Here is a 14,345-nt window from a genome sequence, read left to right on the forward strand (position 1 = left end):
CTCAGCCCTTCAGCCCGGAGGTCGCCATGCCCTGCACGAGATAGCGCTGGAAGACGAAGAAGAACAGCACGATCGGCAGGACGGAGATCACCGACATCGCGAACATCGGCCCGTACGCGGAGGTGCTGCCCTGGTCGACGAAGCTGCGCAGGGCGAGGGTGATGGTCGACTTCTCCGGCGAGAACAGATAGATCATCTGCGTGAAGAAGTCGTTCCACGTCCAGATGAACGTGAAGATGGCCGTCGTGATCAGCGCGGGCCTGCTGAGCGGCAGCGTGATCGCCCAGTAAGTCCGGAACGGTCCGCAGCCGTCGATCCGCGCCGACTCCTCCAGCTCCCGCGGAAGTCCCCGCATGAACTGCACGATGAGGAACACGAAGAACGCCTCGGTGGCGAGGAACTTCGGCAGGATCAGCGGCCAGAACGTGTCCGTGAGGCCGAGCCGGTTGAAGATGATGTACTGCGGGATCAGCACGACGTGGTGCGGCAGCATCAGCGTCGCCACCATGAAGCCGAACATCGGCTTGCTCATCCGGAACCGCAACCGCGCGAAGGCGTACGCGGCCAGCGAGCAGGACAGCACGTTGCCGAGAACGGCGCCCCCGGCGATCAGCAGAGTGTTGCCGAGCAGCCGGCTCACCGGCACGCCCGACACCCCGTCGAGAGCCGTCGTGTAATTGCCCCACTCCAGGTGACTGGGCCACAGGTCGAGGCTGGCGATGACCTCGTCGGCCGGCTTCAGGGACGTGGCGAGCAGCCAGGCCAGCGGGTACAGCAGCACCAACAGGCCCACGGCGGCGATCGTGTGCGGTACCCACCGCTTCGCGGCGATGTTCATCGGCCCTCCTCATCGGCGTAGAAGACCCACGACCGGGACGTCCGGAACAGGATCAGGGTGACCACGCCGATCGCGATCAGCAGCAGCCAGGCCATCGCCGAGGCGTAGCCCATGTGCGAGGCCGTGAAGCCGCGCTCGTACAGGTACAGCGTGTAGAACAGCGTCGAATCGGCGGGCCCGCCCTCGCCGCCGCTGACGGCGAACGCGGGGGTGAACACCTGGAAGGAGTTGATGACTTCGAGGACCAGATTGAAGAAGACGACCGGGGACAGCATCGGCACGGTCACCGAGACGAACTGCCGCCAGCGGCCCGCCCCGTCGAGCGCCGCGGCCTCGTACAGATCGGGCGAGATCTGCTGCAGACCCGCCAGGAAGATGACCATCGGCGCGCCGAACTGCCAGACCGTCAGCAGCACGATGACGTACACCGAGAGATCGGCGTTGCCGACCCAGCCGCCCGTGTGGATGCCGAAGCTTCCGAGGATGCGGGAGACGGTCCCGCCGTCGTTGAACAGCGCACGCCACACCAGCGCGATGGACATGCTTGCCCCGAGCAGCGACGGCGCGTAGAACGCGGAGCGGTAGAAGGCCCGTCCCCGGCCGAGGTTCTTCAGGAGCATGGCCACACCGAGGGCGAGACCCAGCTTCAGGGGTACGGCCACGACGACGTACAGCATCGTGGTGCCGACCGAGCGCCAGTAGCGGGGGTCGTCGGTGAGCATGTCCGTGTAGTTGCGCAGGCCGATCCACTTCGGCGGGTCGAACAGGTTGTAGTCCGTGAACGACAGATACAGCGACACCGCCATCGGTACGAGCGTCAGCACGACCGCGCCGATCATCCACGGCGAGAGGAACACGTAGGCGGGCCACTGCTTCTCGCGCACCCGGCGGACGCGGCCGCCGGACGTCGACCGCTCGGGGTCCTGCTGTGCGGGGGCGGGCGCCTTCGTGGTGAGTGCGCTCATGACCTCAGCTCCTTGTTGGCCTCGTCGATGAGTTCGCGCGCCGCCTGGCGGGGAGTGGACCGGCCGTAGATCATGCGCTGGTGCATGCGGGTGAAGGTGGGCTGGATCGCCAGGTCACCGGGCGGCGGGGCGGTCGGGGGTGCTTCGAGGCCGTACTGCTCCATCGTCTGCGCGTAGCGGTAGATCTCCAGCTCGGGGCCCTTGAGCGTCCTGCCGACGCGCGCGGCGATCGTCCGGTTGGGCGGGGTGGAGCGGGAGAAGCCGAGGATGTCGCCGGCCCGCCTGTCGTTGAGGAGGAAGTCGACCAACTGGGCGGCTTCCTTGGGGTGTTGGGTGTGCGCGCCGATGCCGACCAGCATGCTCGGCTTGAAGTAGGCGCCCTGCCGGCCGTCGGTGGTGGGCACGGGCGCGTAGTGGATGTGGTCGCCGAGCAGGTCGACATAGCCCGGGAAGGGTGCGTCCCACGTGAAGTCGGACGCGGCGAGATGGCGGCCCATCGGGGACATCTCGGTGTTCGTGGCCTGCACGGTGTCCCGGGGCTCTGCGACCGCGCCGTCCTTGCGCAGGCGGTCGTAGAGCGTCCAGAACTCGGTGAGGTCGTCCTCGGTGAAGGCGAGTTCGGTCTGGCTCCTGTAGAGCTTCCCGCCGCGACTGCGCAGCCAGTCCTCGAAGATGTCCTCGTTGCCGCCGCCGTCATTGGCGCCGCGCAGCGGCCGGCCGTCGGGGGACTTCAGGCCGAGAGCGGTGATCTTCTTGTTGGCCTCCGCCCACTCCTGCCAGGTCCAGTCGGTGGGAGGCCTGCCGATCCCGGCCCGCTCGAAGATCTTCGAGTCGTAGGCGAACCCGGTGATGCCGCGGCCCATCGGCAGGGCGTACTGGCCACCCCTGTATGTGCCGGTGCGCAGGAAGTCGTGGTCCATGTCGGACGTATCAATAGTGCCGCGCTTGATGGCGTCGTCCAGGGACATCAGCGCGTCACCGCCGGCGTACTGAGACACCTGCCGGTAGTCGAGCTGCACCACGTCGGGGATGCCGCCGCCCGCGGCCTGCGTCGCCAACTTCTGCAGGTACGCGCCGAATTCGCCGTTCGACGTGCGGACGGTGACGCCGGGGTGCTCCTTCTCGAAGAGGCGCACCGCCTTCTCGGTGCGCGCGGCACGGTCGTCATTGCCCCACCAGGAGAACCTGAGGGTGACACCGCGCGACGTGCCGCCGCTCGCGGTGGAACAGCCGGACAACGTTCCGGTCAGCGCGGCACCGACCCCGGCGGCCGCGGTGGTCAGGACGGCCCGGCGGCTGAGGTGGGGGCGCGGGCCGCTTCGTGGCTCGGGCATGGGAGACCTCTCGTGAGGCAGGCGTGTGGGGCACCGGGACTGGCGCGCAAGTGCTGCGACGCGCTCCGACGGCGACGGATTCCAACGTTGTAACCAGTGCGTGTCGTCGAGGTCAACCCTCTGACGGAAATGAACGCGGACCGGGATCAGGGCTGTGAACGGCGGTCACCACGTGCATAATCAAGGAAGGCAATGTGAGGGGAGTCGGGCAGTGGCAGCAGTGACGCTCAAGGACGTCGCCGAGCGGGCGGGGGTGTCGATCAAAACCGTTTCCAACGTTGTACGAGATGCGCCACGGGTCTCGGAAGCCACGCGGACCCGCGTGATGCGCGCCGTACAGGAGCTGGGGTACCGGCCGAACCCCTCGGCCCGCAGGCTGCGGACCGGGCGCAGTGGCCTGATCGCCCTCGCCGTCCCCGACCTGGCCACGCCCTACTTCGCGGAGCTCGCCCACCATGTGCGCACGGAGGCGGCGGCCCTCGGCTTCACCGTCCTCATCGAGGAGACCCTCGGCGACACCAAGGAGGAGCTGCGCCTCGCGACGGGTGTCGGCGCGTCACTCCTCGACGGCGTGATCCTCTCCCCGCTGCACGTCTCGCCGGACGAACTCGCCCCCGTCACCGACCAGTTCCCCCTCGTCCTCCTCGGCGAGCGCAGCTACGAGGGCGACCGTGTGGTGGCGGACCACGTCCTCATCGACAACGTGGCGGCGGCGCGCGAGGCCACCGCGCACCTGGCGGGCCTCGGCCGCACGCGCATCGCCGCGATCGGCGTCGACAAGGCGGGCTCCGCCACCAGCCGCCAACGTCTGGAGGGTTTCCAGCAGGCGCTGCACGACGCGGGCCTGACCTACGACCCCCGGCTCGCGCCCCAGATCAAGGACTTCGACCGCCGCAACGGCCTCCAGGCGATGCGCGCGCTCACCGCCCTCCCCGAGGATCAGCGCCCCGACGCGGTGTTCTGCTTCAGCGACCTCCTGGCCGTCGGCGCCCGCCGCGCCCTGCACGAAGCGGACCTGACCATCCCCGGCGACGTGGCCCTGGCAGGCGTCGACGGCTCGGAGGAGGCCCTCTACGGCACCCCGTCACTGACTTCAGTGGTCCCCGACAAGTCGGCGATCGCCGCGCTGGCCGTGAAGTGCCTGGTCGACCGCGTCCGCGCGGAGGAACCGCCGCCGTTCGAGGTGCACATGGCGCCGCACTGGCTGGAGGTGCGGGAGTCGAGCGGGGGCGAGAAGGGGCCGTTGGAGCCCTGAACGCTCGCGCTCAGCCCTGCCGTTCACCCCGTCGGCGGCCGAACGTCCGCTCCCCGCCCCGCCGTTCACCCCTCGAAGGACGCCGCCAGAATCTCCTGCACCCGCGCCGCGTTCGACGCGATGTGATGCCGAGCCTCCCGCTGCGCGCGCCGCGCGTCGCCCGCGCGGATCGCGGACATCAGCGGTTCGTGCTCGCCGAGCAGCCTGCGCGGGTTCTCGTTCTCGCGTTCGTGGGCGGACAACGCCATGAGGTAGAAGCGCAGTTCACGGGTGAGCCCCGCGTAGAACGCGTCGAGGCGCGCGTTGCCGAGCGTCGCCACGATCGCCCCGTGGAAGGCCAGGTCCGCGGCCACGATGTCGGCGCGCCGCAGTGAGGCCGTGACCGAGACGAGATTGTCGTACGCCGCCTCCACAGCGGCGAGTTGAGCCGCACCGAGGGGCGCCACGAGGGCCGCCGCCTCCAAGTGCTCGCGCGCCGTGTAGAGCTCGTCGACGCTCCGCGGCGTGGGGGAGATGACCACGGCCCCGCGGTTGGCCTGGAACCGGATCAGACCGCCGTGCTCCAGCAGGCGGACGGCCTCGCGCACCGTGTTGCGGGCGATGCCGAGTTCGGCGGCGATGGCGCTCTCGCGCAGACGCTCGCCCGGCCGGAAGGAGCCGGCGAGGATCCGCTCCGACAGACCGTCGGCGATCTGCTGCGCGGTCGTGGTCCGCTGGGCCACCAGCCCTTCAAGTGCCGTCATGGCGTCATCGTAGCCACCCTGGGACCCCTGGTGCGGAACAGTAGAACTGTTCTACAGTTGCGCACTGCTTCGGCCGCTCACGGCCCGTCGCCTGCGTGACCCACTGAACCGATGTGGCAGGAGGGCTCTCCACAGTGCGGACAACTCGCGAGAACGACAGGATCGACCTGGGCGAGGGGACGGCCCCCGAGCAGCAGCCCTCCGACGCGCCCCGCACCCTCAGGCAGCGGCACGTCCGCATGATCGCCCTCGGCGGCATCGTCGGCGCCAGCCTCTTCGTCGGCAGCGGCGCCGTCATCCACACCGTCGGGCCCGCAAGCATCCTGTCCTACGCCCTCGGTGGCCTTCTGGTCATCCTCGTCATGCGGATGCTGGGCGAGATGGCGACCGCCTCGCCGACCCTCGGCTCGTTCATGGAGTACGCGAGGACGTCCCTCGGTGGCTGGGCCGGCTACACCATCGGCTGGCTGTACTGGTACTTCTGGGTCGGCGTCGTCGCCTTCGAGGCGGTCGCGGGCGCCAAGCTGCTGATGCTCTGGATACCCGGCGTACCGCAGTGGCTCTTCTCCCTGGTCCTGATGACACTGCTGACGGCCACGAACCTGGTGTCGACCCGCTCGTTCGGGGAGACCGAGTTCTGGCTGGCCTCCATCAAGGTCGTCACGATCGTCGTGTTCCTCGTCGCGGGCACACTCTTCGCGCTGGGACTGTGGCCGGACGCGAAGCTGTCGGTGGGCAACGTCGCCCTCGACGGATTCGCCCCCAACGGCCTCTCGGCCATCCTGCACGGCGTCGTCCTCGTGATCTTCTCCTACGTCGGCACCGAGATCGTCACCATCGCCGCCGCCGAGTCCGACAACCCCGTGAAGTCCGTCGTCAAGGCGACCTCCTCCACGGTGTGGCGCGTCATCATCTTCTACGTCGGCTCGGTCACCCTGCTCGTGATGATGACGCCGTGGGACCGGATCCCGACCGAGACCAGCCCGTACGCGGCCGCCTTCGGCAAGATGGGCGTGCCCGCGGCGACGACCGTCATCAACGTCGTGGTGCTCACCTCAGTCCTCTCCGTGCTCAACTCCGGTCTCTACACGGCCTCCCGCATGCTCTTCGCCCTGCAACGCAACAAGTGGGCGCCTCGCTGGGTCGCCCACCGCAGCCGCAAGGGCACCCCCTGGAAGGCGATCCTGGCCTGCACGTCCGTCGGATACGTGGCCGTCGCCATGAGCTACGTCGCCCCTGACACCATCTTCAACTTCATCATCAACTCGGCAGGCGCCGTCGGCCTGTTCGTCTACGCGATCATCGCCGGCTCGCAGCTGCGCATGCGTCGGCAGCTGGAACGCGAGTCCCCGGAGCGGCTCAAGCTGCGCATGTGGGGCTACCCGTACCTGAGTTGGGCCACCCTCGCGGGCATCATCGTTGTCCTGAGCTCCATGCTTCTCGTCCCCGACGCGCGCTCGCAGCTGTATCTGAGCGTCCTGAGCCTGGCCGCCATCCTCGCCACCTACGTGTTCGTACGGTCCCGGCGGCGCGCCACCACACACTGACCCCCACCATTACGGAGAACAGCATGGCCCAGGAGAACCCTCCCGTCCTGTCCGGCCCCGCCCTGTGGAGCGCGCAGGCCCACCTCCCGTCCGTCCTCGGACGCCAGCTGACCATCGAACGCGCCGAAGGCAGCTACCTGTTCAGCACGGACGGGCGCCGCCTCTTCGACGGCACCGCCGGCCTGTGGCACGCCAACGTCGGCCACGCACGCCCCGAACTCGCCGACGCCGCTCACGACCAGATGCGGCGCCTGGAGACGTACCACGTCTTCGGCCGCTACCTGAACGACCGCGCCGTCGCCCTCGGCGAACGCCTCGCCGCCCTGTCACCCATCGACGACCCCAAGGTCATCCTCAACAGCGGCGGCAGCGACGCCATCGACGTCGCCTGCAAACTCGCCCGCAGGCACTGGCAGCGCGAGGGCCGCGAGGACAAGACCATGATCCTGAGTCGCGAGTTCGCCTACCACGGGCTGCACGCCTACGGCACGAGCATCGCGGGCCTCGACTTCAACCGGACCGGCTACGGTACCGAGTCCCTGGTCCCGGAGACCGCGCGCGTGTCGACGTACGACATCGACGCGGTCGAGCACACCGTGCGCGAGATCGGCCCCGAGCACATCGCGGCGATCGTCGCCGAACCCGTCCAGGGCACCGGCGGTGTCATCCCGCCCGCGCCCGGCTACCTCGAAGGCCTGCAGCGCATCTGCCGGGAGAACGACATCCTGCTGATCATCGACGAGGTCATCACCGGATTCGGGCGCACGGGCCACATGTTCGCCACCGAACGCTACGGCCTCACACCCGACCTGATCACTTTCGCGAAGGGCGTCACCTCCGGCTACGCCCCGCTCGGCGGCGTCCTCGTCGCCCCGCACATCTGGCAGCCGTTCTACCGGGACGCGGACGACACACCCATGTTCCGGCACGGCGCCACCTACTCCGGGCACGCCACCGCCTGCGCCGTCGCACTGCGCAACCTCGACATCCTCGACGAGGAGAAGCTGGTGCCCCGGGTGGCCGAGCTCGAGCAGGTGCTCGCCGACGAACTGCGGGTCCTGGGCACACGGAAGTCCGTCGTCGAGACACGCGTCGCGGGACTGCTCGGCGGTGTCGCCCTCGTCGACGACATCAGCGCGGAGGCGGTCACCGACGAACTCGTCGAGCACGGCTTCGTCACCCGCCCGCTGCGCGGCAACACCGTGCAGATCAGCCCGCCGTTCATCACCACCGACGAGGAACTGCGCGGCCTCGTCACCGCCATCGGCACGGTGCTCGCATCACACGAAGGCCGGTGACGCGATGCCGACGACGCAGGGGCAGTCCGGCGGCCTGGTCGAGTCGCGGTCGATCGACGTCGTGCCGGACGAGGAGCGGCACGGCACCGCGTTCAGCCAGTTCACGCTCTGGGTGGGCGCGAACCTCCAGATCACGGCCGTGGTCACCGGCGCCCTCGCGGTGGTGCTCGGCGCGACCGCCTTCTGGGCGGTCATCGGGCTCCTCGCCGGAAACCTGCTCGGTGGCTCGGTGATGGCCCTGCACTCGGCGCAGGGTCCCCGGCTGGGCCTCCCGCAAATGATCTCCTCACGGGCCCAGTTCGGGGTCCGCGGCGCGGTGGTGCCGCTCGTCCTCGCGGTGTTCATGTTCATCGGCTGCACCGCGAGCGGCACCGTCCTCGCGGGCGAGGCGGTCGGCGAACTGACCCACCTGGGACCCGTCGCGGGCATCCTCATCTTCACGGCGGTCACCGCGGTGGCGGCCGCAGTCGGCTACCGCCTCATCCACTTCCTGGGCCGCCTCGCCGGAGTGGTGTGCGGCGTGGCGTTCGTCTACCTCGGCGCCCGCCTCCTGCAGCACGACGACATGGGTACGGTCCTCGCCGACCACAGCTTCGCCCTGCCGGCGTTCCTGCTCGCCGTCTCGCTCTCGGCGTCCTGGCAGCTGTCGTTCGGCCCGTACGTCGCCGACTACTCGCGCTATCTGCCGCGTTCGACCTCGGCCCGCGCGACGTTCGGCTGGACGCTGGCCGGGACCGCGCTCGGGGCCCAGTGGTCGATGGCCTTCGGGGCGCTGGCCGCCGCGGCGGCGGGGGAGGCGTTCGTCGGCCACGAGGTGACGTACGTGGTGTCACTCGGCGGGGCGGGCCTGATGGCGGCGGTGCTGTACTTCGTCATCGCCCTCGGCAAGCTGACCGTCACCGTCCTCAACACCTACGGCGCGTTCATGTCGACCGTGACGAGTGTGACCGGGATGCGGCGGCGGGGCGCGGTGCCCTACCGGCTCTCGCCGCGCGGGCGGGTCGGGTACATCGCCGCGATCATCGTGGTGGGCGCCGCCCTCGCCCTCGCGGGACGGGGCGACTTCCTCAACACGTTCTCGACGTTCCTGCTCATCGTGCTGGCCTTCTTCACCCCGTGGAGCGCGGTGAACCTCGCCGACTACTACCTGGTCGCGAAGGAGCGCTACGACATCCCGGCCCTCAACGACCCCGACGGGCGCTACGGATCCTGGCGGGCGCCGGCCCTGGTGTCGTACGGAGTGGGCCTGCTGGTCCAACTCCCGTTCATGGCAACGGACCTGTTCACCGGCCCGTTCGTCGCCTCGCTGGGCGGCGCGGACATCTCGTGGATCGTGGGTCTCACGCTGCCCGGAGTCCTGTACTGGTTCCTGGCCCGCCGCGAACGGCACCGGATCCCGGACCGGATGATCTACCCGGGTGACGCGGTGCCGACGCAGGAGCCTCGGGGAGCGACGGAGGTGCCCGCCTGACGCGCCGGCCCGCGCGGCTCACTACCGGGCGGCTATGACGAGCGCGTCCACCGCCACCGCGCCCTCCGGGGACACCCGCACCGGATTGAGCTCGACCTCCGCGATGTCCTCCCGGCCGGCGATCACCTCGGACACGGCGACGACCACATCCACCAGGGCCTCCACGTCGACGGGGCGGCGGCCACGCCAGCCGTGCAGCAGCGGAGCCATCCGCAGGCTCCGCACCATGGCGTGCGCGGTGGCCCGGGAACAGGGCGCCAGTTCGAGGGCCAGGTCACGGGAGAGCTCGGCCCGGACCCCGCCCGCCCCGACCACCACGACCGGGCCGAACGACGCGTCCCGCCGGGCGGCGACGAGCACCTCGACCGTGTCCGCACGCCGGTCCATCTCCTCGACCACGTAGCGATCCGGCCCGAGACGCTCGACCATGTCGTGGTACGCGGCCCGCAGCGCGCCGGGATCCCACAACCCGGTCGCCACACCACCGTGCTCGGTCTTGTGCTCCAGCCAGTCGGCCTTGAGTACGACGGGTGCCGAGAGGGACGCCGCCGCGGCCATCGGGTCACGGGTGCCCGCCGGGATCTCCACGGCCCGGGGGAACGGCACACCTGCCTCGCCCAGCAGACGGCGGGCGGCCAGGTAGCCCGCGCCCACGGGTGGCCCACCCGGCGCCGGGTGCGGGGGTGTGCGGCGATGCCGAGGCTCCCGGGTCAGACGGTGTGCCGTGGCGACGGCCCGCAGCGCCCGCTCGACGTCGGTGAACGTCGGCACACCCGAGGCCTCCAACTCCCGTATCGCCGGGGTGTGTTCGGCCATGGATTGCACGACGACGGGTAAGGCCTTGTCGGTGGCGAGGCGGCCCAGGGCGCGCGCCGCGGCCGACTCCGCCGCCGCTTGCGCGGGAATGTCGCGCCCGTAACTGCCGAAGTAGCCGCTGAGCACGACGGTGTCGGCGACGGACGCGGCCGCCAGGCATGCCGGCACCGAGGCGTACGCCGACAGGTCCCGCTCGCCCGCACCGTCGAGGTCGACGGGGTTCGCCCGTCCGGCGCGCGGAGGAAGGTGGCACGCGAGGTCCCGCTGTACGGCTGACGGGAACTCCGTGACGTCCAGGCCGAGCCGCGCGGCCGTGTCCGCCGCCACGGCCCCCTGGCCGCCGCTGTCCGCCACGATCGCGACACGTGTCCCACGGACCGGGGCGGCGCGCAGCAACAGGTGCGCGGCGTCCGCGAGTTGGGCCGGTGTGTCGACGCGGACGGCGCCGACCGCACGGCAGGCCGCGTCCACGACATCGAGGGCGGAGGTCATGGCGCCGGTGTGCGAGCGGGCGGCCGCGCGCGCCGCCGTGCTGGCGCCGACGGTGAGCAGCAGCACCGGTTTGCCCGCCTCGCGCAGCGCAGCGAGAGCGTCGAGGAGCGCCGCGCCGTCACCGTAACTCTCCAGGTAGAGGGCGACGGCGCGAGTGGTGTCGTGGTCGACGAGATCGGCGAGCACCTCGGAGGCGCCGACGTCGAGCTGACTGCCCACGGAGACGAAGCGCGAGACACCGACACCGGACGCCGCGGCCAGCTGGGCGATCTCGAGCCCGACCTGACCGCTCTGCGAGACCACGGCGAGCGAGCCCGCGGTGAACCGGCCCCAGGCCAGCTCCAGTTCGGCCGACGCGTCGTACAGCCCCAGGCAGTTCGGGCCCACCAGACGGGAGTCGCCGGCCCTGACGGTCCGGGTGAGTGCGGCGGGGTCCTCGACGCCGGAGGTGACGGCCAGCAGCCCCGGCGCCCCGAGCGTGACCGCGTCCTCGACCCCGGCGGCGAGAGCGGCCGCCGGCACCGCGAAGGCGACCAGGTCGGGAACCTCGGGCAGCGCGTCGAGCGCCGGATGGCTCGGCTGCCCGAGGACGGTCGCGCCCCGCGCGTTGACGAGATGCACCCGGCGCCGATGCCGGCCGGTCAGTGCGCCGCGGGCGAGCCAGTGGCCCCACTTGGCGGGGTTGTCGGTGGCGCCGACCACGGCGACGGACCGCGGGGCGCGGAACACGTCGAGCGTCCGACGGGCCGTCATGATGCCGCGAGCGCGCGGGAGATGATGAGCCGCTGGATGTCGGACGTGCCTTCCTCGATCTCCTCCAGCTTGGCGTCCCGCAGCCACTTCTCGGCGAGGAACTCCTGCGAGTAGCCGTTGCCGCCGAGCGTCTGCACGGCGGCCCACGTGGCGAACATGGCGTTCTCCGAGCCGACCAGCTTCGCCGTCGCCGCCTCCGACGTCACCTTGCGGCCCCGGTCGTGCAGGCGCGCCGCGCGCATCGTCAGCAGGTGGGCGGTGTCCGCGCGGGTCGCCATGTCGGCGAGCCGGAAGGCCACCGACTGGTGCTCGATGATCGGCACACCGAACTGCACCCGCTCGCGTGCGTAGCGCACCGCCAGGTCGAGCGCCGCCCGGCACAGTCCGGCGCAGGAGGCGCCGATCAGGATCCGGGAGGCGTCAAAGGTTCGCATGAGCCCGGAGAAGCCCTGCCCCTCCTCACCGAGCCGGTCGGCGGCCGGGACCCGTACCCCGTCGAGGAACAGCTCGGCGTTGACGATGGCCCGCTGCCCCATCTTGCGCATCGGCCGGCCGACGGAGAGCCGCGGTGTGTCCCGGTCGACGACGAACGCCGTGACGCCACGGGAGCGCAGCTCCGGATCGACCGTCGCGAACACCACGAAGCGGCTCGCGTAGGGGGCGTTGGAGATCCATGTCTTCTGCCCGCTGAGCACATAGTGGTCGCCCTCGCGCACCGCACGCGTGCGGATACCGGCGGCGTCCGAGCCATGGTCCGGCTCCGTGACGGCGAGCGCGGTCAGCGGCGGGGCCGCCCCGGTCAGCGGGCGCAGCCACCGCTCCTTCTGCGCGTCGGTGCCCAGTTCGAGGACCGGATCCGCGAAGAAGCCGTTGGACGTCAGGAGGTTGCCGATGCCGATGTCACCGTGGCACAGCTCCTCCTGGACGAGCGCCTGCGTCGCCAGGTCGGTGACACCGCCCCCGCCGTACGCGGCCGGGATCATGAAGTCCGTCAGACCGGCCGCGGCGGCCTTCTTCCACAGGTCGAGCGGCGACTCGACGGCGGCGTCGTCGACCGCGCGGGCGCGCGGCCGGATCTCGGCGGCCGCGAAGTCACGGGCCAGCCGGACGAACTCCTGCTGCTCTTCGGTCAGTTCCGAGGGGTCGGACACGGGGAGGGGCATGACGGGCTCCTCTGGTGGCGATCAGCGGATGGTGACGGTCACTTCGGCACGGTCATTTCGGCACGGTCACTGCGAGACGGTCTCGTGCGGGGGAGCGGCGGGCGCCGGCTCGCCCCGGCGGGCCGCGCGGTCGAAGAACTCCGGGGCCACACGTGCGTAGCCGAGCATCAGCAGCCACCCCAGGAGGAGCGTGCCGACGCCGATGAGGAAGACGCCGCCGATGTGCCAGTGCGGTGCGAAAGGCAGCGTCCAGGAGGTGTAACTGTTCGCCGGGTCCCAGTCGTTGCGCAGGCTCCACAGCCCGGCGGCGACCAGGATCAGTCCACCGATCGCGGGCAGCACGACCCGCAGCCACAGATCCCCGGCGCTGCGGCGCCACTGGTCCCGGTACGCCCAGGCCGAGGTCAGCCCGGTGAGTCCGTAGTAGAACGCGATCATCAAGCCGCAGGAGGAGACCGCGTCGCCGATCACCTGCCCGTCGCTCAGGAAGTTCATGACGATGTAGCAGACCGCGCCCGCGATCCCGGTGGCGATGGTGCCGAACTGCGGGATCGCGTACCGCGGATGCACCTTCGCGAGGATCCGCGGGGCGGCGCCGCGCCGCCCCATCGCCAGCATCGTGCGCCCCAATGTCAGGACGGTCGTCTCGGTGGAGGCCGCCGCGGACGACAGCACCATCAGGACCAGCAGATGCCACAGGAAGGACCCGAAGCCGCTGTCGCCGAAGACGGCGCGGCCGATGGCGGAGAACACATCGCCGAAGTTGTCGGGGTTGCCGAGGCCGATCCCCGTCGTGCCGATGCCGGCGAACGCCAAGGTGGCGATGGTGGCCACCAGATAGAGCCCGAGGAGCGTCAGCGTGGACCAGGCGGCGGCCCGGCCCGGCGTGCGGTGCCGGTCGGTCGTCTCCTCGTTCACGGTGAGCGCCGTCTCCCACCCCCAGTAGATGAACAGCATCAGCACGAGCCCGCTGACGAAGGCGCTCGGCGAGGGGATCTCGAAGGGGTTCAGCCACGACAGCTGCGGATGATGTGCGCCCGGACCGGCGTTGCCGGAGTAGACGCGCACGAGCGCTACCACGGAGAGCACGGCCAGCATCCCGAACTCCAGGAACAGCAGCGCGCGTTGAACGGCAGCGGCCACCTCGATGCCCCGGTAGCAGACGGCGCTCATCAGGGCGATCCAGCCGAGCCCCACCAGCAGCACCCACGGGCTCGACGGGTCCGCGCCGATCCCCTCGGCGCCGAAGAGGATGAAGACGTACTGGCCCGCCACCTGCGCCAGGCTCGCGAGAACCAGCACGAACGAGGTGATGATGGCCCAGCCGCCCATGAAGCCCACCCGCGGGCCGAGGACCCGGCTCGCCCAGGTGAAGATCGTGCCGCAGTCCGGCTCCTGACGGTTCAACGCCGCATACCCGAAGGACACGAACAGGATCGGCACAAAGGCCAGCACGACGATCGACGGTGCCTGGAAGCCGACGAACGCCACGATGAACGCGAGCGTCGCCGCGAGGCTGTACGCGGGGGCGGCCGACGCGACCGACAGGATCAGGCTCGTCGTCATGCCGAGCGCGTTGGCGCGCAGACCCTGCTGAGGCGGGTCACCGGAAGGCTCGTCGGTGGTGGTGCGTGGGATGTCCGGCACAGTCGAACTTTCCGTCGGGGGCG

Annotated in this window: 11 protein-coding genes; 4 read left to right on the forward strand and 7 right to left on the reverse strand. The window is 70.5% G+C overall.

The annotated features are described in order from the left end of the window. Nucleotide 1: 1 nt before the first annotated feature. Genes ACOKM3_RS42240 through ACOKM3_RS42250 form a run of 3 tightly spaced genes read right to left on the reverse strand, consistent with a single transcriptional unit; the run spans nucleotide 2 to nucleotide 3,137 of the window. Nucleotides 2-838, reverse strand: coding sequence for a carbohydrate ABC transporter permease (locus tag ACOKM3_RS42240; protein WP_266725404.1), 837 nt, complete (start codon nucleotides 836-838; stop codon nucleotides 2-4). Continuing rightward, nucleotides 835-1,803, reverse strand: a complete 969-nt coding sequence (locus ACOKM3_RS42245; protein WP_426906618.1) for a carbohydrate ABC transporter permease — start codon at nucleotides 1,801-1,803, stop codon at nucleotides 835-837. Before ACOKM3_RS42245 ends, ACOKM3_RS42240 begins: the two co-directional genes overlap by 4 nt. Next, nucleotides 1,800-3,137: an ABC transporter substrate-binding protein gene (locus tag ACOKM3_RS42250; protein ID WP_426906619.1), complete on the reverse strand. Its 1,338-nt coding sequence runs from the start codon at nucleotides 3,135-3,137 to the stop codon at nucleotides 1,800-1,802. Before ACOKM3_RS42250 ends, ACOKM3_RS42245 begins: the two co-directional genes overlap by 4 nt. A gap of 211 nt (nucleotides 3,138-3,348) precedes the next feature. On the opposite strand from ACOKM3_RS42250, the gene ACOKM3_RS42255 reads away from it, so the two are divergent. Then, the gene (locus ACOKM3_RS42255; protein WP_426906620.1) at nucleotides 3,349-4,392 is read left to right on the forward strand and encodes a LacI family DNA-binding transcriptional regulator; all 1,044 of its coding nucleotides are present in this window, start codon (nucleotides 3,349-3,351) and stop codon (nucleotides 4,390-4,392) included. A gap of 65 nt (nucleotides 4,393-4,457) precedes the next feature. Here ACOKM3_RS42255 and ACOKM3_RS42260 read toward each other — a convergent pair whose 3' ends face one another. Beyond that, nucleotides 4,458-5,135 (reverse strand): GntR family transcriptional regulator, encoded by a 678-nt coding sequence (locus ACOKM3_RS42260; protein ID WP_426906621.1) that lies wholly within the window; start codon nucleotides 5,133-5,135, stop codon nucleotides 4,458-4,460. Nucleotides 5,136-5,269: 134 nt separating this feature from the next. On the opposite strand from ACOKM3_RS42260, the gene ACOKM3_RS42265 reads away from it, so the two are divergent. The 3 genes from ACOKM3_RS42265 to ACOKM3_RS42275 are packed head-to-tail and all read left to right on the forward strand — an operon-like array spanning nucleotide 5,270 to nucleotide 9,451. Continuing rightward, complete coding sequence (locus tag ACOKM3_RS42265; RefSeq protein ID WP_426906622.1) at nucleotides 5,270-6,682, forward strand: amino acid permease; 1,413 nt, start codon at nucleotides 5,270-5,272, stop codon at nucleotides 6,680-6,682. Nucleotides 6,683-6,705: 23 nt separating this feature from the next. Next, nucleotides 6,706-7,980 carry an aminotransferase family protein gene (locus tag ACOKM3_RS42270; RefSeq protein ID WP_426906623.1) on the forward strand — a complete coding sequence of 425 codons (1,275 nt, stop codon included), beginning with the start codon at nucleotides 6,706-6,708 and terminating at the stop codon, nucleotides 7,978-7,980. 4 nt (nucleotides 7,981-7,984) lie between these two features. After that, nucleotides 7,985-9,451 carry a purine-cytosine permease family protein gene (locus ACOKM3_RS42275; RefSeq protein WP_426906624.1) on the forward strand — a complete coding sequence of 489 codons (1,467 nt, stop codon included), beginning with the start codon at nucleotides 7,985-7,987 and terminating at the stop codon, nucleotides 9,449-9,451. A 21-nt stretch (nucleotides 9,452-9,472) separates the two neighbouring features. Here the strand turns inward: ACOKM3_RS42275 and ACOKM3_RS42280 are convergent, their stop codons facing one another. The 3 genes from ACOKM3_RS42280 to ACOKM3_RS42290 form a co-directional block, all read right to left on the reverse strand. Beyond that, nucleotides 9,473-11,512 carry an acetate--CoA ligase family protein gene (locus ACOKM3_RS42280; protein ID WP_426906625.1) on the reverse strand — a complete coding sequence of 680 codons (2,040 nt, stop codon included), beginning with the start codon at nucleotides 11,510-11,512 and terminating at the stop codon, nucleotides 9,473-9,475. Next, nucleotides 11,509-12,675 (reverse strand): acyl-CoA dehydrogenase family protein, encoded by a 1,167-nt coding sequence (locus ACOKM3_RS42285; protein ID WP_426906626.1) that lies wholly within the window; start codon nucleotides 12,673-12,675, stop codon nucleotides 11,509-11,511. The genes ACOKM3_RS42280 and ACOKM3_RS42285 overlap by 4 nt, the downstream gene beginning before the upstream one ends. Before the next feature lie 66 nt (nucleotides 12,676-12,741). Beyond that, nucleotides 12,742-14,322 (reverse strand): APC family permease, encoded by a 1,581-nt coding sequence (locus tag ACOKM3_RS42290; protein ID WP_426906627.1) that lies wholly within the window; start codon nucleotides 14,320-14,322, stop codon nucleotides 12,742-12,744. Nucleotides 14,323-14,345: the final 23 nt, after the last annotated feature.

The organism is Streptomyces nidicola, from assembly GCF_050106155.1.
In the GTDB taxonomy this organism is placed as follows: Bacteria; Actinomycetota; Actinomycetes; order Streptomycetales; family Streptomycetaceae; genus Streptomyces.

Coding starts and splice junctions, on each gene's coding strand:
- ACOKM3_RS42240 (WP_266725404.1), bottom strand. CDS start 838: ATGAACATCGCCGCGAAGCGGTGGGTACCGCACACGATCGCCGCCGTG.
- ACOKM3_RS42245 (WP_426906618.1), bottom strand. CDS start 1,803: ATGAGCGCACTCACCACGAAGGCGCCCGCCCCCGCACAGCAGGACCCC.
- ACOKM3_RS42250 (WP_426906619.1), bottom strand. CDS start 3,137: ATGCCCGAGCCACGAAGCGGCCCGCGCCCCCACCTCAGCCGCCGGGCC.
- ACOKM3_RS42260 (WP_426906621.1), bottom strand. CDS start 5,135: ATGACGGCACTTGAAGGGCTGGTGGCCCAGCGGACCACGACCGCGCAG.
- ACOKM3_RS42270 (WP_426906623.1), top strand. CDS start 6,706: ATGGCCCAGGAGAACCCTCCCGTCCTGTCCGGCCCCGCCCTGTGGAGC.
- ACOKM3_RS42275 (WP_426906624.1), top strand. CDS start 7,985: ATGCCGACGACGCAGGGGCAGTCCGGCGGCCTGGTCGAGTCGCGGTCG.
- ACOKM3_RS42280 (WP_426906625.1), bottom strand. CDS start 11,512: ATGACGGCCCGTCGGACGCTCGACGTGTTCCGCGCCCCGCGGTCCGTC.
- ACOKM3_RS42285 (WP_426906626.1), bottom strand. CDS start 12,675: ATGCCCCTCCCCGTGTCCGACCCCTCGGAACTGACCGAAGAGCAGCAG.